This is a genomic window from Alteromonas sp. ABV4_515, assembly GCF_056160345.1.
On the sequence record NZ_JBSWWZ010000001.1, the window covers coordinates 920,812 to 943,750 of the forward strand.

The 22,939-nt window shown below is 50.2% G+C and carries 15 protein-coding genes; 11 read left to right on the plus strand and 4 right to left on the minus strand.

What is annotated here, in order from left to right:
• Positions 1-28 precede the first annotated feature (28 nt).
• Entirely contained in the window at positions 29-1,993 is a 1,965-nt protein-coding gene (locus ACXAGX_RS03925) for an alpha/beta hydrolase family protein (RefSeq protein ID WP_474836687.1), read from the minus strand.
• A 324-nt stretch (positions 1,994-2,317) separates the two neighbouring features.
• Between ACXAGX_RS03925 and ACXAGX_RS03930 the strand changes: the two genes are divergently transcribed.
• Genes ACXAGX_RS03930 through ACXAGX_RS03945 form a run of 4 tightly spaced genes read left to right on the plus strand, consistent with a single transcriptional unit; the run spans position 2,318 to position 7,254 of the window.
• Positions 2,318-3,157, plus strand: a complete 840-nt coding sequence (locus ACXAGX_RS03930; protein WP_474818605.1) for a hypothetical protein — start codon at positions 2,318-2,320, stop codon at positions 3,155-3,157.
• Positions 3,154-4,950: a hypothetical protein gene (locus tag ACXAGX_RS03935; RefSeq protein ID WP_474836689.1), complete on the plus strand. Its 1,797-nt coding sequence runs from the start codon at positions 3,154-3,156 to the stop codon at positions 4,948-4,950. The genes ACXAGX_RS03930 and ACXAGX_RS03935 overlap by 4 nt, the downstream gene beginning before the upstream one ends.
• Positions 4,943-6,568: a hypothetical protein gene (locus ACXAGX_RS03940; RefSeq protein ID WP_474818603.1), complete on the plus strand. Its 1,626-nt coding sequence runs from the start codon at positions 4,943-4,945 to the stop codon at positions 6,566-6,568. The genes ACXAGX_RS03935 and ACXAGX_RS03940 overlap by 8 nt, the downstream gene beginning before the upstream one ends.
• 5 nt (positions 6,569-6,573) lie before the next feature.
• Positions 6,574-7,254 (plus strand): M15 family metallopeptidase, encoded by a 681-nt coding sequence (locus ACXAGX_RS03945; protein WP_474836691.1) that lies wholly within the window; start codon positions 6,574-6,576, stop codon positions 7,252-7,254.
• Here ACXAGX_RS03945 and ACXAGX_RS03950 read toward each other — a convergent pair.
• On the minus strand, positions 7,251-8,465 hold the full coding sequence (locus tag ACXAGX_RS03950) for a multidrug effflux MFS transporter (protein ID WP_474836693.1): 1,215 nt from the start codon (positions 8,463-8,465) through the stop codon (positions 7,251-7,253). The genes ACXAGX_RS03945 and ACXAGX_RS03950 overlap by 4 nt on opposite strands.
• A gap of 369 nt (positions 8,466-8,834) precedes the next feature.
• Here ACXAGX_RS03950 and ACXAGX_RS03955 point away from each other — a divergent pair, with 369 nt between their 5' ends.
• From ACXAGX_RS03955 to ACXAGX_RS03965, 3 genes are read left to right on the plus strand one after another with little or no spacing between them, the layout of a single operon-like run.
• A complete protein-coding gene (locus ACXAGX_RS03955) occupies positions 8,835-10,661 on the plus strand; it encodes an autotransporter assembly complex protein TamA (RefSeq protein WP_474818593.1) in 1,827 nt (608 codons plus the stop codon).
• Positions 10,658-14,398, plus strand: a complete 3,741-nt coding sequence (locus ACXAGX_RS03960) for a translocation/assembly module TamB domain-containing protein (protein WP_474836695.1) — start codon at positions 10,658-10,660, stop codon at positions 14,396-14,398. The genes ACXAGX_RS03955 and ACXAGX_RS03960 overlap by 4 nt, the downstream gene beginning before the upstream one ends.
• On the plus strand, positions 14,395-15,408 hold the full coding sequence (locus tag ACXAGX_RS03965; RefSeq protein ID WP_474818588.1) for an LLM class flavin-dependent oxidoreductase: 1,014 nt from the start codon (positions 14,395-14,397) through the stop codon (positions 15,406-15,408). The genes ACXAGX_RS03960 and ACXAGX_RS03965 overlap by 4 nt, the downstream gene beginning before the upstream one ends.
• A 4-nt stretch (positions 15,409-15,412) precedes the next feature.
• Here ACXAGX_RS03965 and ACXAGX_RS03970 read toward each other — a convergent pair whose 3' ends face one another.
• The gene (locus ACXAGX_RS03970) at positions 15,413-15,997 is read right to left on the minus strand and encodes a hypothetical protein (RefSeq protein WP_474818586.1); all 585 of its coding nucleotides are present in this window, start codon (positions 15,995-15,997) and stop codon (positions 15,413-15,415) included.
• Positions 15,987-16,487: an RNA polymerase sigma factor gene (locus ACXAGX_RS03975; RefSeq protein ID WP_474836697.1), complete on the minus strand. Its 501-nt coding sequence runs from the start codon at positions 16,485-16,487 to the stop codon at positions 15,987-15,989. The genes ACXAGX_RS03970 and ACXAGX_RS03975 overlap by 11 nt, the downstream gene beginning before the upstream one ends.
• A 186-nt stretch (positions 16,488-16,673) precedes the next feature.
• On the opposite strand from ACXAGX_RS03975, the gene ACXAGX_RS03980 reads away from it, so the two are divergent.
• From ACXAGX_RS03980 to hypF, 4 genes are read left to right on the plus strand one after another with little or no spacing between them, the layout of a single operon-like run.
• On the plus strand, positions 16,674-18,002 hold the full coding sequence (locus ACXAGX_RS03980) for a sensor histidine kinase (protein ID WP_474836699.1): 1,329 nt from the start codon (positions 16,674-16,676) through the stop codon (positions 18,000-18,002).
• A complete protein-coding gene (locus ACXAGX_RS03985) occupies positions 17,995-18,990 on the plus strand; it encodes an NADH-quinone oxidoreductase subunit B family protein (RefSeq protein WP_474836701.1) in 996 nt (331 codons plus the stop codon). Before ACXAGX_RS03980 ends, ACXAGX_RS03985 begins: the two co-directional genes overlap by 8 nt.
• A gap of 10 nt (positions 18,991-19,000) precedes the next feature.
• Complete coding sequence (locus tag ACXAGX_RS03990) at positions 19,001-20,452, plus strand: nickel-dependent hydrogenase large subunit (protein ID WP_474818577.1); 1,452 nt, start codon at positions 19,001-19,003, stop codon at positions 20,450-20,452.
• Between the two features lie 18 nt (positions 20,453-20,470).
• Positions 20,471-22,882, plus strand: coding sequence for a carbamoyltransferase HypF (gene hypF, locus ACXAGX_RS03995; protein WP_474836703.1), 2,412 nt, complete (start codon positions 20,471-20,473; stop codon positions 22,880-22,882).
• Positions 22,883-22,939 lie beyond the last annotated feature (57 nt).

Below are 22,939 nucleotides of genomic sequence, written 5' to 3' on the forward strand. Positions count from 1 at the left end.
GCATTGGTGTTCAGAGCCGCTTCGCGGATTACTTTTCAAGCCCCATGATATCAATTTCAGGTAATGGCTCTGCTAATTTAAAGCCCAGCACCTTTGAGTAGAAATACAGCTCAGCATTCAGTGCCGTTACAATATTCTCAGACTTCCTAAAGCCGTGCCCCTCACCTTCAAAGGCCACATAAGCGGTAGGAATGCCTTTGTCTTTCAGTGCTTCAAAGATCATTTCAGACTGATTGGGTGGCACTACCTTATCATCTAGTCCTTGTAACAGCAGCAATGGTACATTGAACCCATCGAGATGATGAATAGGAGAGCGTTCGATATATAAATCCTTGCGTTCCGGGTACGGGCCAATCACCTGATCCAGATAGCGGGATTCAAACTTGTGAGTATCGCCGGCCAGCGCTTCGAGATCGCTAACGCCGTAGTGGCTCGCACCGGCTTTAAACACATTACTGAAAGCCAGTGCTGCTAGGGTGGTATAGCCGCCGGCACTCCCGCCGCGGATAATGAGTTTATCGGCATCTGCCAACCCCTGATCTGCCAGCCACTGTGCACCGGCAACCGCATCTTCTACATCGGTCACGCCCCATTCACCGTAAAGTGCATGACGATATTCACGGCCATAGCCTGTACTGCCACGATAATTCAGATCGAGAATACCGAAGCCGCGGCTAGTCCAGAAATACTTACTCACCGAATAGGTGGGCGATGCTTTCGACGTAGGGCCACCGTGGATCATAACAATCAGTGGCGGCGCGCTACCTTCAGGCGCAGTCACATCCGGGTTCGTTGGCGGGAAGTAGGTGCCGTATGCTTTCGCGCTATCACCCACCGGAAAGCTCACTTCCTGAATGGTTGGCACCCAGGATGGATCCAGCGCAGAATCGCTGGATGTCGCAACAGCATTCACTTTTGGAGAATCAGCCGATAAATCAGACAGTGCAATGAGCTCACCGGGGCGAGTTTGCGGGTCCTGAATCACATAGAGTGCAAAGTCCGATTCAACAAAATCTTCAATGGCGGCACTTTCCGGCGTCAACACATGCATTGCATCGGATTTTCTGTCGAGCAAATAAAGCTGGCCAATAGCACCTTGAACCACTTGCGCGAGAATAGAACCATCCTGACGAATACGGTAGTAATGTTTGCCCACCTGCCAGGCCGGACCGCCTATCTCTGAGTTTTCCGGTTGCGGCGACAGCAGGGTAAACTCGGTGCCGGATACCTGATACAGTGACCACCAGTTATTGCGGTCGCTTAATACATACAGGTTACCTTCAACATCCCACTGAGGGTCGATAGCCGATTCACCAGTATCCGGGTTGTGCTCTGTTAGCCCTTCCAGTTTGCCGTCAGTATCGAAGTTTGCCGACCACAATGTGGTATTGTCCCACGGCATATTCGGATGATTCCACGCAATGAACGCGATGGACTTCCCATCCAATGACAAGCTCGGCGCAGATACAAAGCTTGAACCTTCAAACAATACTTCACCTTCCGACATGCCGTTTGCAGGCAGTGCCACCAGCGTATTCTGCGGTTCGCCCACTGAGCGGTGATCTTCACGAATACAAATCAGGCGATCACGGGGAGCGTCCAGCTCGCAGGCACCAAAGCGGATCTTATCTTCCGGCGTAATCGCCTCCGGCGCTTCACCAATGACCATGCGGTAAATGCGCTGATCGTTAAAATGGGTAAACCAGACAACACCGTTGCTGACCAGAATGGATCGTCCGCCATATTCATGCACACGAGTACGCACATTCCAGGGCGCTGCCAGCAACTCTTCAGCCGCCGTATCACCTTGACCCTCTTTCTTACGCATTATGGTGCTGCGACCACCTTCAAGCGGTCGGGACTCTACCCAGTAAACATAACCGTTATCCACAGCCAGCGAGGAAAGTCCGCGACTGCCCTGCACAATGGATTCAGCGGTTACTGGCGACGACCAGCCACCATATTCGACAGTATCGGTTGATGATGATTTCATAGACTCCTCGTCCGATCGTGATTCTTTGGGTTGGCAAGCTATAAGCAGCACTACCAACGAGATAAGCAGGTAACGCATGCCAACTCCCTCTGTTATACAAAGTGTATTAAAGACAATGGGTGGTACTGTAACGCACTCGTACTCAAACTACTATCTAGCCTATTGCACGACGACTTTCCTTCCGACTTCGATTAAAAAGCGGGTATTTTTTCGATCCCCACCTAAGCAAGCTGTACATTTTTTACACTCAAGACGTTTACTTTTTGCTCTCCTCTTAATATATTGTTCAACTTATAAGCAATTTTGCTCGAAACGGATTTCGCAATGACCATTCTCACAAGGAAGATGAGAAGCCTTGCTTCTTTTCTTTGCATTACTTATTTCACTCTACTTTCTACAGGGTGCGCCAACTCCCAAACGGCAAGCATGGATGTCGAAGAAGTATTCTACGTAGCCGTCGCCAGCGGCGAAAACACCAACTACTTTCGCGTCACCGTAAAAGGCAAAAGCGTGTTAGGGGTTGCAGCCTACGAGTCTGGCTGGTTTCCCAGCGCAGCAGTTGACAGGCTATACGGCGCGGGAAACATTGAAAGCGTTAAGTCCGAGCTTGCTAATGAAAAGATCAAAAACGCTTTTGATGATGCCTATGTTGCAGCTTATGACGCTTATATGAAGGCAGCGCAAAATCCTGCCAGCACAGATGAAGAAATCGCCAAACACCTTCTTGTTTTAAAACGGGTTCGCGCGGTACCAGGTGATGGCACCCCCCTTCCTGACGGTGCAAAAGAGATTGAGTATGACCCCGTTTCTAACCTCACATTAATGCACTCTGGAGAGAAGTTTGTCATCGCTTTTTCTTCCAACCCTGACGAAGTGTTGAATGGCATAAAAACGACAGCTCAAAATAACGAAACCAGTCGGGCTATCCTGAAACTATCGCAACTGGCGAAAGGTCAGGAAGATGCAGAAAACGTTCGTCTGGCAAAAGAGAAACAAAATATTGAACGCTTTGCTTCACTGTTGAGTGCTCGGCTGACAAGCACCGCAGGGCTCCTTGAAGAAAAAACAGAAAGCGACGATGAAAAGAAACTGGCAGCGCAGCAGCTCGATGAGCTGAGAACTGAGGTTGAGTCTCTGGTAATACTCACGGAGTCTTCACTATGAAACATCGGCTTCCATTTCTATTTACCCTGGCAGGCGTGATGACGCTAACAGGCTGCGCGACGGCGACACTGGACGTGACCGTAGACATTTTCGAAAAGAACCCAGCCGTGGACTTGCCGCTATCTGACCGCAAGGTAGAGGCCATGCTTCAGGATCTGGCAAAGCTGCAGGAAAATGCGGATGAGACGTTGGCGACCAGGATCAAGCTTGCTACAGGTACATCAGCGTTATATGACGATGCGCTTAAAGTTATACTGGATAGCGGCCAATTTTCAGACGGAAAGACCCCATACCGGGCGACGGTAAGCTGCCCCAAACTTACGGATGAAGAAAAGGTTGAAGCTTCTCGTCACGATAAGGTAAATCCACCCGATGTAGAATTGAATAATGCCCTAGACGTCAAAGTAAAAGTGGATATTGAACTCTCTAAAGAAGAGCTTCATTCAGCCACACCATTAAAGTCTTATCAAACTTGTTTAGAAAATCGATACGAGCGATTTAATAAGGCCCGCAAGGAAGCCACCAACAAGCTACTTTCCTATCTGAGAGTATATAAAATTGCCTATTCTACTGTTGCAAGAAAGCAATGCGAACTCTTGATTAATAGCACAAAAGAAGAACTGACGAATAAAGTATGTGATAACCCGGAAACTTTTATTGAATATCTAGACACTGAAATAGAAACAGTATCGAAAACCACCTCAAAACCTCGCAGAACTCGTAAAACTAAAGAAGTTAAAGTACTGGCAAAACATAATTATCTGTTCGACAAAATTACTACCTCAGCCAAGTTTAGAGAACTTTATGTAAAACAATCTGATACTGAGGTCACCTTATGTACAGATAAATATAACTCAACATGTAAACAATCCTTCGTCGATCTTGAAGTGGACACCCTGAACACTGTTTCAAAAGTTATTGCTGCCTACAAACAACTCAGCCATCCCGCTATTTACTTCAACTGGGGCAATATCGAGTTTCTGATAAATAAATACATCGAAGTGCGTCCCGGGTCGGCACCACTGTGGAAAAACTTTGCACGTCAATTGCAAAAAAAGCTGGTGGCGCTTAATGAAGAAGCTGGAGTCCAGCCCGCTACTGGCCAGCGAACCATTTCCCGAAGTTTCGATGACACCAGCTTTCAAGGAGCCAGTCTGAATCTGGCCAACGAACTGGAAGCACTGCGCAACGATTTACCCGAATCTGCATCCTCGCAAGCTGCACTAGAAGGCCTGGTAAAAAGCAAAAGCAACCTTAACGACCTCATTGACCGCCTGCAGAACGCGGGTGATCCGGTGTGGCGAACCATCGTCAACCCGATGTTCGCTAATCAGTGGAATACAATCAATAAACAGCACTTCAAAGGCGATGGAAACACATCTGTGGTAGTTATTCGGGACACGCCAACCCGTTTCCGCACGGCACAGGCGAAGAACAATCCTACGGTACTTGCACAAAATCAAATTGCTATAAGCTCCGCTGTAACTGAAGCGGCACTGAATGTAGTTGGCGGGTTATCTGGCCTTGGCAAAGTCGACTTCGGTAAAGACAAAGCAGATGACGAGCAACCCTTCGAGGCCGGAAAGAATGAAGCTCTGGCACTGGACATCGATTATCAGAAAACGGTGATACGCAACCTCAAATCAGAACTCGCCCAGCTACTGGCTGAAATCAATGCACTGCCGGATGATGCCGACGTGAGAAAAGTTGAAAAGCTCCGCCAGTCTGCAAAAGCGCGGATGAGCGCTTATGCAACAGCACTCTCGCTGGCAGGGAGTGATACTGATGAATAGCTCCTTCAGTTCGGCAGATAAAGGGTTTCGCAAATGGGCTGGCCCGGTTGTTTTGGTACTTATATTGACCGGCGCTCTATTCTGGATAATCACAACATTCTTTGGCGTCGGCGATTCCTATTCCCAGTTCCTCCTTATTTTGGGTGTTTCCATATCAATAGCCTGCGCTATTAGCTTATTCACTGCAGAACTGATAGTCAGTGACGACGACCCAAACCGCGAAAGACGGATCGCCAGAGGTGTGCTGGTAATAGGCTATATGTTTCTGATTGCTATTGCCTGCCTTGCGTTTGCGCTAATGTTTATCGATTATGATAAAACAAAGAACGAAAACACAATTCCTACCTTCCTGCCTATACTCGTCTACGGCTGTGAATATCAAGCACCAGCCGAACCAAAGCAATCTGAAACAAAAGAAACTGAAAACGCAGCAGAGCTAAAGGCTGTACTGCGAGTCACCATTCCTGCAAACCTGAAATACTGTGGACAGACAGAGCCGCAAAGAATGCTTGTGATAGGTGGCATAACAACCCAATGCAGCCTCACGAATAATTGCTCCGTTGTCGATGCACCAGAGATTGCTAAAGCAGGGAAAGCGATTACACCCGCCTATTCTGAAACAGCCATTAATGCGATACCCGGTGCAAATGACTTCTATCACGACCAGAAAAACTGCAGCGCAGATATCGATAGTCTGCTCAGTAAAGATAACCCCAACCCCTGTGCATCCGTAGAACTGCTTAAACGCCTTGACTCTCGAATCAAAAAAGCAGGCAAGGTTGCCGACGACAACAATACAATCCGCACTTACGCATTAAGTGCTAACCCCGGTGACGAATCAGATTTTAAAAATATTGCGAAGCTAATTGCGCTCCAGGCCTTGGTTGAAGGCCGAATTGAACAGAAAAAGGCGCTCGATGCCCATTACGTGATTGATAATCATGTAACCGGCAATTTGATTATTGGTGGCATTATTGTACCGGCCTACTTTATTTTCTGTGCATTGATCGGTGCAATGATTGCCATGGCGAGAAAGCTGCCGGAATTCCAGGCCCGCCTGAAACGCACTGAGCAAGATACCAGCGAAAAAGTATTCCGTGGCGATTCCTATGCGCCAATTGGCTATTGTGAGCTTCCCGAACTGGTATTGTTTCAGATTATCCAGGTAGCCTCAGCGCCCATACTTGCTGTGATTGCATACGGCTATCTTAACGATGACTTTGAAAGTCAGTTCACGGGCATATCTATCGCCTTTGCGGCAGGGTTTTCGTCCGAATGGATCTTGATGATGGTCAGAAGCATCAGTGACCGTCTGGGTGGCGCCAAGCCCAAAACAGTGCCTTATCGTTCCGTCACTCCGGAAGCAAAAGCAGCGGCCTTCATTGATTTAAAATCCGGTCGTGCCTATGTGAACGATACCATAATACTAATCAAACCAGTCGGTCTTCATAAAACAGGGGATAAATTTGTGCTGACCAATATAGCCGGCCAGGAACTTACCGTGAGAGAAAAAGCCGGAGCAGCAACGATTATCCGCTCGGCCGACTTCTTTGACATTGAGCGTGAACAGCCAGAGTACGTCAGCATGGATGACGACGAAAACAACGCAGTTGGGTGATGAGCATGAAAAAGTACTTCAGAACCCGCTCTGACAATGGTTTACGTTTGCGAAACTCACCGTTTGACGGAGACACGCTGGAAATACTCCCTGATGACACCAAACTCACGGCTGTTGATGAGCAAACCTGGGTGAAAGTTATCACTCCATTGGGGAAGGTGGGCTACGTATTGAAAGACTATCTGGAGCCTTATAAACCGCGAATTACACCAGAAAAAGTTGTTCCTTTCCTTTTTGATAACGGCATCATTCAATATCGGTCCCGGAATGACTGCATCACCAGCGAACAACCGATTCGCATTCACAAAGACTTTGAGAAGTCACTGCTGATTATGGAAGAGGAAGCCAAAAATCACGAGCTAAAGCTACTTGTGACCAGCAGTCTGCGTTCACCGCTTTCGCCCGTCGGCAATGCCATTGTGAAACCGGCAAGCGTGTCAAATCACCATGTGGGTCACGCCGTCGACGTCAACTTTATGTATAAAACCATCTGCTACGGATCACGGGCTTTTAAAGGCAGCACCCAAATTCCGGACAACATCACACAGTTTATTTGTGCAGTTTGCAGACAAGGCTTGCGCTGGGGCGGCCACTTCGGCACGCCCGACTTTGTTCACTTCGACGATAAGCTGAACATTAATGACCCGGAACAATATCAACGAAAACTAATACAACTTCACGGTTAGTGAGCGTCTTTATCTGCAAACCGCACACTAACAAACGCCAGTGAGAAGAACGCCAGGAATCCAAATCCAATGGGGTATAGATTTCCATCGAGGAAACTGTCGATGAACAACGCGATAGGCACTGCAAACAAGCTTGAAAGCGAACCGATGATGGCGGCGCCCAGGCCCGCCATTTCACCTAATGGCTGCATGGCCAATGCGTTCAGGTTACCGAACAGGATACCCACAAAGAAAAAGCCCACAAACATGACGGGTATTAGAACCCTAATGGGCGGTAGTCCACCAAACAGGAACAGCGTGACCACCATCACGGCGGCAAAACCTACCGCGCCATATAGCGCGATATTTACCAGTTTGCGCATGCCGTAGCGTACAACCATGGTGCCGTTAAAGAACGAAGCGAGTCCGATGGAAAATGCCAGTAACGCAAATACAAAGGGGAACAGGGTGCCTAAGCCGTAGTATTCCTGGAAAATAGTCTGCGAAGCACTGAGGTAGCCCAGGAATGCACCAAATATGAAACCCATAGCAACGGTATAACCCATCACATTCACGTTAGTGAGAATGAACTTTGTCGATACAAAGAATCTCAGCCAGGTGAATTTCCGGCGGCGATCGGCGGGTAAGGTTTCAGGTTGCCGATACATGAACCACGCGCCGGTAATAATTGAAACAATCAAAAACAGGGTGAAAATATGCTGCCAATGGAAGAATGTCAGTACCGCCTGTCCCACCATAGGCGCCAGCATTGGCACCAGAATAAAGACCATCATGATGAAGGACATCACTCTGGCCATGGCGTCACCCACATATAAATCACGAATAACCGCCATGGCTGCAACGCGGGGGCCAGACACTCCGAAAGCCTGTATCAACCTGCCGATAAGCATGCTGGTCATATCGTTGGCCATCATACAAACCACGGTACCGATCACAAAAATAGTGATGCCTAGCAGAATGGTTTCTCTTCGCCCGCGGGTATCTGAATAGGGCCCAAAGAAAAGCTGCCCGAACGCCATGCCGCCAAAGAAAATCGAGACTATCAGGTGAGCCTCGTGAGGGTCTTTTGCATGCAGCGCCTCACCTATCTGTATGAGCGCAGGCAACATGGCATCAATACTCAATGCCACCAGCGATGTCATCAGTGCCATCAACGCGACGAATTCGAACAAGCCAAGCGTTGGTGGAACAGGAGTGCGGGGTGCTTTCATGAATTTGGTATCTGCTTTGTAAATAGTCAATATATAGGCGGCGTATTATAGCTTAATGTAATATGATTAATCGCCATTTGACCGGCTTTATTTGGCAATGCAGCACATCTTATGCGGTTAGTAAGTGGAATAACATCTTTGCTCTAGAGGCTTTGTTGTTTTTGAACGATGAAAACTGGTCGTTTATAGCAGGTGCAGGATGATCGTTTTGCATCGATTTAACGAATACCATTATCATTGCATGGTATTTTATTGAGGTATTCTCCATCAGCACGTTTTTCCGGTGTCTGTCGTACCGTGAACTAATTGTTTTACGGTAACTCTAAGATGCTCCACCACTCATTACTTTTCAGGGAATCATTCAGCTTTATGATTCGTCCTTTCAGTGCGTCGCTCAGGTGTCGCCTGGTTTTGCCGTGCCTTTTGTTTTTTACTGCGTTCCAGGCGTCAGCCCTCGATGTTGAAATTGAAGGCGTTGAAGACAGCAAACTGGAAGACAACATTCGTCTGCACCTTAACAGCCTTGATGTGAGTCCTGAGGTGCTTGGCGATCCGTTCTGGCAAGATCAGATAAGTAAAACGGTATCCACCGCAGTAGAGCCTTTTGGTTACTACAACAGTGAGGCTGTGGTTGAGTTGAAAGACGACGACGTGATTCTGCATATCACATTGAATACGCCACTAAAAGTCGCAAATGTTTTTGCCGAAGTATTCGGCGATGCCCGCACCGATGAAGACTTCAGCAAGCGCTTTAACAGTTTCGCGTTGAAAAAGGGCGACGTGCTGAATCAACCGGTTTATGAAAACTTCAAATCATCCACGTTTAATTATGCGTTGTCCCGGGGTTATTTTGATTTCAATTGGCGCGCGACCCGCCTTGACTTAGTGCGAGAAGATCGCGAAGCCAATATTTTGATGATTGCAGATAGCGGTCAGCGCTATCAATTTGGCGACATCAAAATTGTTGGTGACGACAAAGCCATGGCAATCATTAAGCGCCTACAACCCTTCGAGAAAGGGGAATACTACACCTCTGCCAAGCTGACAGAATTTAATCGTAGGCTAAATCAGTCTAGCTATTTTTCTCGGGTTATTGCACGCCCGGTGGTTACCGAAGCGCAGGGCAAAGAAGTACCGGTTGAAATTACACTGGTTCACAAACCCCGGGACGCTTTTAATGTGGGTCTTGGCGCTGCCACTGATACCGGCGCAAGGCTGCGTTTGAAGTGGGAACGCCCTTGGGTCAACTCCCGCGGACATTCAGTGAGTTCAGAAGTATTTTTATCGCAGCCTGAACAGTCATTCACCATGGATTATCGCATTCCACAAGGCGATATCACCAATGACTACATCAGCATTGAAGGCGGCTATCAGTTTATTGATTACAGCAATACCAACACCGAAGCAGAAACCCTCACGGTGGCCGGACATCGTTATTGGCAGGAAAGTGGCTCTCCCTGGCAATTCGATGCGTCGTTAACTTATCTTCGGGAAAATTACACCCAAGGTGCAGACCCAGCGCAAACCACCCAATTAGTTATGCCAGGCTATGGCGTGCGATATCTAAACCGAGATGACTCGCTTAACATCACAAAAGGCACGTATTTTTCTGCTTTTTATCAAATTGGGCGTGACGGCTATGGCTCTGACATCGACTTCCAAAAAGCCGTGGTAGAAGCGGGTATTGTGCGTACTTATAACCGGCATTGGCTTATGCTTCGGGCAGAAGGCGGCGCGATTGAAACCAACAACTTTTCGAAAGTACCGGCCTCATTGCGTTTCTTTGCCGGTGGTGACCAGAGCGTGCGAGGCTTTGCCTTCCGTGATATTTCGCCAAAGGATGATGTGCTCGACCCTGAAACCGGAGAAATTAATAACGTTTCGATTGGCGGTAAATACCTGGCAACAGGCAGTATTGAATATGCTTATGAAGTTGTTCCTAACTGGCGGGCCGCTGTTTTCTTTGATGCAGGTACCGCTGCAAACACGTTTTCAGTCAGCAATAATTGTGATGATTCTACGGGCTCATCTTCAGATGACGAGATTGGAGATTGTAGTCCCGGCTTAGCCTACGGTGTGGGCACGGGCTTTCACTGGAAGTCTCCCATAGGCCCAGTGCGGGTTTATGTTGCACGAGGCATGTCGGACTATGAAAATACCTGGCGTCTGCACTTCATCCTGGGGCCAGAGCTATGAGAAAACGTACGATTAGCCTCTGGGTCGTTGCGCCATTTTTGCTCATTGGCGTGCTGATCGCGTACATCGTCAGTCCGTTAGGTGCGCCGGTTATCCGCTACGTTGCTAACGCCGCAGTAGACGGGCTGCACATTGACGACATCGACGGCACAATACTCAGCGATATTAGCGTCAGGGGCGTGAGCTGGGAAAATGAGCAATGGTCGGTCTCGGTTGAGAAAGCGGAAACGAACCTTGTACTCGGCTGTTTAATCACCACCAAAGTGTGTGTGGACTTCCTTACTGTAGACGGTTTTACTCTCAAACAGCTCGCTGTTAGTGACGTAGAAGAAGAGCCCGACAGCGAACCGCTTACCGAATTTGAACTTCCTGTTTCTGTAAAGCTGAATGCACTCACACTTACCGATATATCCATTGACTTGCTAGCCCAACAGGTTGCGCTTAAGTCGCTGTCCACCCAAGGGACGGCTTGGAAAACCGTTAGCCTATCGCCGCTAAAAGCGGAAGGTCTGGTGGTAACATTGCCAGAAGCACCACAAGAGTCAGAGCCCACAGACAAGCCCGCCAGTTATGCGCTTAGCTACACCGCACCCGCGTTGCCTGAGGTTATTATTCCCATTCCCGTAACGGTGGAATCTTTCGAGCTGAAAGACATTTCAGTCAAACAGGGCGGTGCGACACTACAAGAGATCCCCGTTGTAGCCTTTAATTCACTCACCCTCGAAAAGAGCGATGTCACATTAGATAAGCTCCACGTGGAACATGCCAAGGCCAATGTCGACGCGTCGGCCTCGGTTACGCTGGCAAAAGACTATCCGCTGAACCTTGATGCCACTGCCGGCATCACACTGGAAGGTATAGAAGAAACGGTAACACTCTCCACCGATGGTTCACTGCGCGATTTGAATCTGGATGTGGCGGTGGACGGCACGTATTCGGCCCAGATAGCCGGTCACGCAAATATTCTCGACGATACACTACCGCTGGATCTCAAAATCAACTGGCCGGAACAGGCCATTCCTCAGGTTGAAAACAGCAAGCTGTGGCAAGGCGACATGCTGCTACAAGGCGAAATGGGGGCATACCGCTTTGCCGCTGATTCAGGTGCAGATATTGCCGAAATAGGCGCAATACCGGTCACTGCCGATGTGGTCCTGAACCAGAACGACATTACGGTTAATGCGCTGAACGTGAAGATCCTCGAAGGGCAGGTAGTGAATACGGGCACTTTGTATCTGAATGAGTCTGTGAGCTGGTCGGGTAATACCACGGTCAGTGATATTTCAGCTACCCAACTATCACCTTTTGCGCCCACCCAGATTAACGGCAGCTTGGATAGTCTGATGCGACTTACCGACAAAGGGGTAGAAGCTAATATCAGAAACCTGTCGGTAAAAGGCATGCGTGATGGCGTACCGGTAGAGGTAAACGGTGGTCTTATCTATTCGCAAGGCAACGATATTCTCGTGGCCAACCTGAATGTAAGCCAGGCGGAAAGCACCGTGCGCGCGATGGTTCAAATCTTCAAAGAGCGTTATTTAAACGCAGATATCGATTTAAATGTTGCCGCCATAGATGAACTGTATCCGCAGGTATTTGGTAAGGTTAACGGCAAAATTAAGGCGAAGGGCGAATGGACCGACCCGATTATCGACGCCGACATCACCCTTACTGATGTGATGGCTTCGGCAACATTGAGTCCTATCGCCGCTGAACAGGGCAAAGTGAACGGTACGGTGAATGCCAAAGGTACTTTCTCCGATCACAGCTTTGGTGTAGACCTTTCACTCCCTGAACACAAACTGCAACTTGCCATGAAAGGCGCATGGAAAGACGATCGTTACACCGCAGATATCAGTGATAGTCAAATCGGGCTGCTCACCACGCGTTGGCAGCTTAATCAGCCATTCCGGGTGGCGGTGCGACCAGAGCCGTTCAGTATGAAAGTACACCGGAACTGCTGGGAATCTCGCAATGAAGGCGAGCTTTGTATTGAAGATGTGCTTTACAAAGATGAGCGCACCAAATGGATTGTAAATGCGAACTCAGTTCCGGTGGGACTGTGGGCGCACGAATTGTTGCCTGATACATTCACTGCCACATCCGACGCGCAGTTGTCTTTAAAGACGACGGGCGAGTTTGGTGTTAACGCCCCGATGACAGCAAATTTTGATGTGTCCGTTACCCCGTCTACCTGGACCATGGGCCCGGAACAACAGTTGAAACTGAACGTAGACACATTGCAAGCGCAGGGTAACTACAAAAACGATACACTTACATCCACGCTTAAATTAATGAGCGAGCAGTTAGGCAACATTACCGCCGACCTTGAAATGCAGCCCACCAAGGATGACATGCCGCTAACCGGCAAGGTGAATATCGATAACATCAGGATTGCGCCATTCAAGCCGATGTCGCCAGCCATACGACAACTCGCTGGTAACCTGAATGGCGATTTGCAATTAGAAGGCTCAGCGACGGCGCCTTCAGTCACCGGCCAACTGAAACTAGGCAACGGTAATGTCGACATTGAAGATATGCCGGTCAGTATTGGTGACTGGGAACAGTCAATCACGTTCAATGGTCAGAGCGCAGACTTTGACGGTAAATTTTTACTCGGTAACGGGCCAGGCACGTTAAGTGGCGACCTGGCCTGGAGCGATGGTTTTGAAACCAATATCAAGCTAAAAGGCGATCGCTTCCGCGTGAATCAGCCTGATATCAGCATAGACGTATCGCCAGATATTTCTGCTAGCGTGAAGCCCGGAGAAGTCAACGTTTCTGGCTCTGTCGATATTCCCTGGGCTCGTATCGAAATCGAAGAATTACCGCCAAGCGCTGTGTCGCCGTCAAAGGATGTGCATTTACGTGGTGAACCCCCAACGGAAGATCCTCTCGACATGGTTAATGCCAATATCACGGTGAATATCGATGAGGAAAAACTCGGCGAGGTGAAGCTGGAAGCCTTTGGTTTAACGGCCAATCTACACGGTAATATCGAAGTGGATACTCAGCCATCCATGGTGGCATTTGGTAGCCTACAAATTCTCAACGGGCGATATCAGGCCTATGGTCAGGATCTGGTTATCCGTACCGGTGAAGTGCAATTCAATGGTCCAATTGACCAACCATCGCTGTTGGTAGAAGCCGTACGCGACCCGAATAAAACCGCAGACGGCGTGGTGGCAGGTGTCCGCATCGACGGCGCGGCAGACAGTCCGAACATTGCCTTGTACTCTGAGCCCAGTATGAATCAGAGTAACACCCTGTCTTACCTGCTTACTGGTCAAGGATTGGGTTCATCGTCATCGTCGAGCAGTGATTACGGCAGCTTGCTGCTGGGCTTCGGATTATCTAATACAGAAAATCTGCAAAACAAAGTGGGCAGTGCTTTAGGTATTGATGAATTCACGGTTGGCACCACATCTAATCCTAACGGTGGCTCTACCAAGCTGTCTATTAACGGTCAGATAAACGAACGGCTTACCGTGCAGTACAACCTGGACGTGGGTTTAAGCAGTGATAATAACACCACTGGCACTTTACGCCGTCGCCAGGAACCGCCTGATTTAGCCCTGCGATATCGTTTGCTTCCACGCTTATTTGTTGAAGGCGTGCAAACCACCATTGAGGAGCAGTCGGTATTCGCCGTCGATTTTTATTATGAATTCTTCCTGGGGGAATCTACGCCATCCCGCAGTCAGAGCAATCAGACAACCAGCGAGGAGAAACCATGAGTATTCCATTTTCTATACTTGATTTGGCGCATATTGGTGAGGGTCAGAGCGCGGCTAACGCGTTCGAAAAGAGCAAAGCCATAGCCGCAGAAGCGGAAAAGCAAGGCTATCAACGTGTTTGGTTAGCAGAACATCACGGTATGCGCGGAGTTGCCAGTGCAGCAACAGCGGTATTGCTAGCAGCAGTGGGCCAGGCCACCAGCAAGATTCGCATTGGGTCGGGTGGCATTATGCTACCCAATCACTCGCCGCTAGTGATTGCCGAACAGTTTGGCACGTTGGCTACCCTGTTTCCGGGCCGGGTCGATTTGGGTCTGGGTCGCGCACCAGGTACAGACATGGCCACTGCCAGAGCACTTCGCCGCAACATGAATGCCAGCGTTGAGGATTACCCCGCTGATGTGATGGCGCTGCAAGAATACCTGTCTGACGACAAAGGCGATAACCGCGTTCTCGCGATTCCCGGTGCAGGCACAAAGGTACCACTGTGGCTACTGGGCTCCAGTCTGTATTCTGCGAAGCTCGCCGGACAGCTTGGTCTACCGTATTCCTTCGCCTCACACTTTGCGCCAGACATGCTGCTGGATGCTATCAGTGTGTACCGTGACAGTTTCCGTCCTTCGGCACAGTTAGACAAACCGTATGTATCAGCCGGTGTAATGAGTGTGGTGGCCGATGATGAAGCAGAAGCAGCGCGTTTGTTTACTTCGGTTCAGCAGCAGTTCGCTAATCTGCGCCGTCAGGCAAACGACCCAATGCCAGCCCCCGTCGACAATATTGATGCGGTACTTTCAGAATATGAAGTCGCCGCCATTAACAATACCCTGCGCTTTGCCATTGTCGGTACACCAGCACAGGCGGAACGTCAGATCAGTCAATTTATTGAGGCCACCGGTGTAGATGAGATGATTTTCTCGTTTCCGATCACCGATCAGGACAAGTGTCTCAACGCCATCCGTCACGTGGGCGACATGGCTTCAGTAATGCAAAAACAGAACTGGGCAGCTTGAACCGTTAGTCGAGCTGGCTTCTTATCCCGGCCAGCTCTTCCATTCTCGCTCTGAACTTTCGTTCCCGTCCGCGGGCCCAGATAAAACAACCAAAGCTGATCACCAGTCCTAGCCCCAGCCAAACCGCAATCCTGACTAAAGATAATCCTTCCTCACTGGCAGACAAGGTTTTAAAAATTTCTCCGCCGAAGAACAGCAACAGCATCACGCACGACACCCAGCAGGAATGTTTGGTGTAAAACGCAATTTTCACATTGTTCGCCACCTGACGATAAAGCACATTTACGTGCGATTGGGTATCGACGGCCGTGGTGAAGGCAGCGTGGCGACGCAGCCAGAGAAAATAAATGACGAAAGGTACGGTGATAATTAGCGTGGCCCAGGTAACGATTAATGCAGACAGCGGTAATTTGTCTGACTGATAGTAAAGAATGAGCGCCAGCGGTACCGGCCCAAGCACATCTACCAGCATGTAAAAACGCTGCTTCCAGCGCTGCATGTGCAATTCACGTTGAATTTTTTCCACATCGATTGGCTGCACTTCCTGAGTTTGCCAAAGCGCGGCCAGATCATCAGTATTATTTGTCATCGTTTAACCTCTCTACAACAGCGGCTTTGGTTCGCTTCAGCAGTACACCCACGTGGCTGGTAGTTAAACCACACACGTCGGCTATTTCATCGTAAGACAGTCCTTCCAGCGACAGCGTAAGCACCTGACGTCCCGGCAGCGGTAGTTCGCGCACGATATTAAGTAACGCCTGCAACTGTTTGTCTTGCGCAGCATTGTCCTCAGGATTGAGGGTGAAACACGGATTAGACGCTTCGTGGTCGTCAAAAGACTCAGCCCGTGGAATACGCGCATTGGTCGCCACGTGCGTTACCGCCCGGTTGTGAGCAATCTTAAGGATGTAGGTTTTCAGACTGCTTTTATGCTCAAAACGCTGCAACCCTTGCCACACGGCCAGCGCGATCTCTTGCAGCAATTCCTGTCGCAATGCTTCATTGGCCTCATAGCCACTGGCAACGCGGCTGAGCAGTCCGTTGTATTCCTTGAGTATGGCAGCAAAATCGGTAGCCAAGGGTGTTCCCGGGTCCTTAGGGTTCATGCCCTGAAAGTGTGTTTGTTACCCCATAGTCAGGGCATTTTGAAAAAAATTACAGTCATCGTGAATAAATTTTTATGGCACCTACCGAGCAGGTACTTGAACCGCCGTGATCTTCGGTATAGTTTTACGCTATGAAATGTCTCATTTTAGTGGTCTGAAATGACCAACGAGCACGAAGTCGATAACGAACAGGCCATCCAGGCCGATGTTGCGTGGGTTGATGTCATCCACAAAATGGATGAGGCCTATGCCGATCTGGTTCGCTCGCAAGTTGAGTTAGAAAGTAAAAATGTTGAGCTGGAAGAAGCACAGCGTTACTTTGACAGCGTGCAAAGCTCGATGAACGATGTGCTGATTGTTTGCGATAACCACGGCAAAATTGATGGTGTAAACCGTGCGCTCAGCGAATTCACAGACGAAGATAGCCCCAGTCTGCTAGGTACGCCGGTAGAAGATCTCATCAGTTGCCCCGGTGTTCCACTTTTACCGCTCCTCAAACAAGTCGACAGCAAACACATAGAACGAGACGTGGATGTGGTACTGCACGGCAGCTTCGGAGATGTGCCGTTATCGGTAAACTGCTCACCCCGTATTAACCACCGTGGCCGTAAAGTGGGTGTGGTGCTGGTAGGCCGTCCGGTGGGCGAATTACAGCGGGCTTACAAAGAACTCAACGAAGCCCATGCCGAACTACAACTGGCACAGCAACGGTTGGTACAGTCTGAAAAAATGGCTTCTCTGGGTCGACTGGTCGCCGGGGTTGCCCATGAACTGAATAATCCTATTAGCTTTGTATACGGCAATATGCACGTATTACAGCGCTACACCAATAAGCTGCGCACCTATTTCGATGCGGTGAGCGAGGGTGCCACCCGGGAAGATCTCCGCGACATGCGCTCGCAAATGCGTCTGGATAAAGCGATTAAAGATCTCAATTCACTGGTGGAAGGCACCATGGAGGGCGCGGTTCGGGTGAAAGAAATTGTTGATGATCTGCGCCAGTTTTCATCCACGCAGGCATCTGCAAAAGCCGCATTCGACATTGTTCATGTCATCCGCACAGCGGCACACTGGATTGTGAAAGAGAGCAAATTCGCGGTTGATATTACTTATCAGCTGCCGCCAAAATTAGATGCCTGGGGACACGCTGGGCAAATTCATCAGGTCGTGGTAAATCTTGTGCAGAATGCGTTTGACGCCATGGCCGACAGTGAAATAAGGTCGCTGATTCTGAGTGCGGAGCCTTGCCATCGAGGGGTATTGGTTACATTAAAAGATAGCGGACCAGGCATCAGCGAAGCCGATGCACCCAATTTGTTTGAACCCTTTTTCACCACCAAACCAGTAGGAAAAGGTACGGGTCTGGGACTTTCCATTAGCTACGGCATCATCGCTGAACACCACGGCGAACTCAGTATCATCAATCATGAACAAGGTGGCGCACGGGCTCGACTCTGGTTGCCGGGGCCGGGAGAAGACGATGCATAATCTACTCTGGTTACAATCTGGGGGCTGTGGTGGCTGTTCCATGTCACTGTTGAATGCCGAATCGCCAGACGTCATCGCGCTGTTTGAGGCTGCCGACATTAATTTGCTGTGGCACCCCTCGTTAAGCGAAGCCAGTGGCCGCGAATTCCTTGCCATCCTGGATGATATCCTGAACGATCGCTTGTCGCTGGATATTCTGTGCATCGAAGGCTCGATGATGACCGGCCCAAACGGCACCGGTCGTTTTCACGTGATGGGCGGTACCGGCAAGCCAATGATTGAATGGGTGTCAGAGTTAGCAGCCAAGAGTCGTCATACCGTGGCAGTCGGTTCCTGCGCCGCGTATGGCGGCATAACCGCCGCGGCAGATAACCTTACCGATGCTACCGGCTTGCAGTTCGAAGGCGAGCAAACTGGCGGCTTGCTTGGTGAAGACTACCGCTCACAGTCTGGCAATAAAGTAGTGAATATCGCGGGATGTCCGACGCATCCAGACTGGGTAACCGAAACTCTCACTAGCATTGCCATGAGTGAACATACCGATGACGATTTAGATGCGCTGGCTCGCCCACGCATGTATGCCGATCACCTTGTTCATCACGGCTGCAATCGCAATGAATTTTACGAATACAAAGCCAGCGCTGAATCGTTAGGTGATCGCGGTTGTATGATGGAAAACACCGGCTGTAAAGGCACGCAAGCGCACGCCGACTGCAATATTAGACCGTGGAACGGGCAGGGCTCTTGTACCAATGGCGGTTACCCCTGTATCAACTGTACTGCCCCTGAATTTGAAGAACCGGGACACACCTTCACCCGCACTCCGAAAGTGGCAGGCATTCCTGTTGGTTTGCCCACCGATATGCCCAAAGCTTGGTTCGTGGCGCTGGCTTCACTGTCGAAAGCCGCTACCCCCAACCGCCTGAAACAGAACGCGGTATCCGATCAGTTAATTTATCCGCCGACTATCTACAAGCGGGACAAATGAGAGCAACCCTATGAGCAGAATCGTTGCAGGCCCGTTTAACCGCGTTGAGGGGGATTTAGAAATTGCCCTGGATATCCAGAACGGACAGGTCGACAGCGCCGAAGTGAACTCAACCCTTTATCGGGGTTTCGAGCAAATCATGCTGGGCAAAGCCCCATTAGATGCACTGGTGTACACGCCACGGATTTGCGGCATTTGTTCAGTAACCCAATCGGTTGCTGCCGCCCGGGCACTGGCTGATTGCATGGGTATTGAGATGCCTCGTAACGGCCAGTTAGCCACCAACTTGATTCTCGCCAATGAGAACATGACCGATCTGCTCACCCATTTCTATCTATTCTTCATGCCAGATTTTGCCCGCGACCTGTATGCCGACAAGCCCTGGTTTGCAGAAATAACCAACCGCTTTAAAGCGACATCCGGCAGCGCCACTGCAGTCATGCTGCCCGCTCGCGCGGCCTTCCTGCATCTGATGGGGTTAATGGCAGGCAAGTGGCCGCACACCCTCACCATTCAGCCGGACGGCTCCGCACGTGCCATCGACCGTGCCGAACGCATTCGTGTGGTAACCATTATTTCTGCGTTCCGCAAATTTTTAGAATCTGAATTGTTTGGCGACAATCTCGATACTATCAACAAGTTGTCTTCAATAGATGAACTCAAAGCGTGGCAGGCATCGAAAAGCTGGGATCACAGCGATTTTAGCCGTTTTCTGCACATCAGCGAGGAGTTGGAGCTACATAAACTCGGTAGGGGCCCTGGCAACTTTTTAAGTTATGGCGCGTACCCACTGACCGAAGGACACCTGTTTGCACCGGGCCAGCTGATTAAAGGTAAACGCACAGACGTGACCATTTCCGCAGTCACGGAAGATCATGCTCACAGCTGGTTAACGCCCCTGTCTGCACCGGTAAATCCAATGCAGGGCGAAACCACGCCCGATCTGGATAACGACAACGCGTATAGCTGGTGTAAATCACCCAGGCTGGATAATCACGTGATGGAAACCGGCGCTATTGCCCGTCAAATGCTGAATCGAAACCCGCTGATTGAAGCATTAGTTGCTGCTAACGGCGCGAATGTACATTCTCGAATCGTCGCCCGCCTGCTGGAACTGGCAAGCGTGATCCCCGCCATGCAAGCATGGGCTAAAGCCATTGACCCTTCTGCGCCATTTCGCCACGAAACCAAGCTACCCGACAGTGCGCGAGGCATTGGTTTGGTGGAAGCCGCCCGTGGCTCACTGGGACACTGGATAGAAATTAAAAAGGGTAAAATTTCGCAATATCAGATTGTGGCCCCCACCAGCTGGAACTTTTCCCCCAGAGACAGCTTCGGTATTCCAGGTGCATTGGAGCAGGCATTAGAAGGCGCGCCGGTACGTCCGGGCGAGACTGAGCCGGTGGCCGTACAGCACATCGTCCGTTCTTTTGATCCGTGCATGGCCTGCACGGTGCACTAGCCTGATTATTCATACGCCATGACAACGTCTGAAACCAACGGTTTTCATATCCGCATTACTGGTCTGGTACAGGGTGTGGGCTTTCGGCCATTTGTCTGGCGATTGGCTAATGAATTATCCCTGTGCGGACATATTTTTAATGACGGCGAGGGCGTGCTGATTGAATTGCAGTGCGAAGAAGCCGAAGCCAACACTTTTGTGGCGTCGATTCGTGATAACGCACCGCCCTTATCACGCATCAACAGCGTTATTCTGACTCCGATTTTTATCAACGTAGGGCCGACATCGTTCACCATCACCGAATCTGTGAGCAACGCGGTTAACACCGGTTGTCCGCCCGATGCTGCCACCTGTGAAGACTGCCGAAACGAGCTTTTCGATCCCGCAGATCGTCGCTTCCAATACCCGTTCCTGAACTGCACGAATTGCGGGCCCCGGCTATCCATCATTAAAACCCTGCCTTACGACCGGGCAAGCACGACGATGGCGGATTTTCCGCTTTGTGATGCCTGTGCAGCTGAGTATCAGAACCCTGCAGACCGGCGCTTTCACGCTCAGCCGGTAGCTTGCCCTGACTGCGGGCCAACGCTGTGGCTGGAAGATAGCCAGGGTGAAAAGTTAGTTTCCAGTTCGCCATTTACCGATATTGCCGCCGCGCTTCGCGAGGGGAAGATTATTGCGCTGAAGGGGCTGGGTGGATTTCATTTGGTCTGCGATGCAACGAACCAGCTGGCCGTAAACACGCTGCGCGAACGTAAACGACGCTCGCACAAGGCGTTTGCCCTGATGATGAGAAACATCGAACAGGCCAGTGACTATACCCACCTGGGCAATGAGGAAATCGCGCTGCTGAAGTCGCCCCAGGCTCCGGTAGTACTTGTCCCGCCTAAAGACGATTCTGCTAAAGCGTCTTCAACGCCCCATAGCCCATCGGGTAAGCTGCTTACAGGTAAGCCATTGGCTGACACGATAGCACCCGATACCAATCGCCTTGGCATTATGTTGCCTTACACGCCCATTCACCTGTTACTAATGGACGCGGTGGATTTCCCGCTGGTAATGACCAGCGGCAACGCCTCTGGGCAGCCCCAAGCCATCGACAACGAGGATGCCAGAAGCCAGCTATGTGATATTGCCGACGTATTTGTGATGCATAACCGGCCTATCCACAACCGGGTAGATGACTCCGTCATGCAGGTGCTACCAAATGAAACGGGCTCCCGGTTACAGCCACTACGACTAGCCCGCGGCTATGCACCACTGGTATTACCGCTGCCGGAAGGCTTTTCAACAGAGCACAGCATTCTGGCCCTGGGGGCGGAGTTGAAAAACACCTTCTGCATGACCCAGGGGCCCAACGCTGTAATCTCACAGCACATGGGCGATCTCAGTGATGCCCGTACCTTCGATGCCTGGGAGCAGACACTGGCACTGTACCGCGACTTATATCAGTTTTCCCCGTCACAAATAAGTTGCGATCTGCATCCCGATTACCTTTCCAGTGGCTACGCGCAGCGCTGTGCCGATGAAGAAGATTCTTCATTTTATGTTGATTCGCCAATAAGTAAAACTCAGCATCACCATGCCCATATGGCAGCCTGTATGGGAGACAATGACGTTCCACTGAGCAGTGAAAACCTCCTCGGCATTTGCCTTGACGGCACGGGTCTTGGCACCGATGGTACGCTTTGGGGCGGCGAAGTGCTGTTTGGCAACTATCAGCAAGCAGAACGACTGGGCGGACTCAAACCCGCACCACTACCCGGCGGCACACAGGCAATTCTCGCGCCCTGGCGTTGTCTGTTTGGCCAGTTATATCCCTTACTGAGTGAGCAAGACATTAGAGAACGCGTGATCGCGGTTCCCGGATTACCAAAAACACTGGCATCCCCCACGGCAGCCACGCTGGCGAAGATGATAGATAAGCAGCTCAATTGCCCGCTTAGCAGCTCTGCCGGGCGTTTATTCGATGCCGTTGCTGCCCTGCTTGGTTGTTACGACAATCAGATCAGCTACGAAGGTCAAGCAGCCGTTGCCCTGCAAAAGCTGGCTGAGAACGGGCAGCTTCCTGCGAAGCCATTTACTCTGACACCCGATACGGAAGGACGTATTGATCCCGGCCCCATGCTACTGGAAATGATAGACGCGCTCGGACAGGGCGAAGATAAGTCCAATATTGCCAAGGGATTCCATGTATCAATGGCAACGGCTTTCACCTGCTTAGCGCAGAATATCCAAAAGCAGAAACACTTCCGTACTGTGGTTCTCTCCGGTGGTGTCATGCAGAACAGTTTACTGCAGGGCTTGCTTCAACAGCAGTTGCAGCAAGCTGGGTTCACCGTACTCAGCCATCAGCGCATTCCCGCTAACGATGCCGGTATTGCCTTTGGTCAGGCGCTGATCACGCTGGCCCGCACAACACCTGCCTGAACACCTCTGTTTTTACTGATAACCGACTTTCCAGTTTCGTTCTCCAGTGGAAAGCTA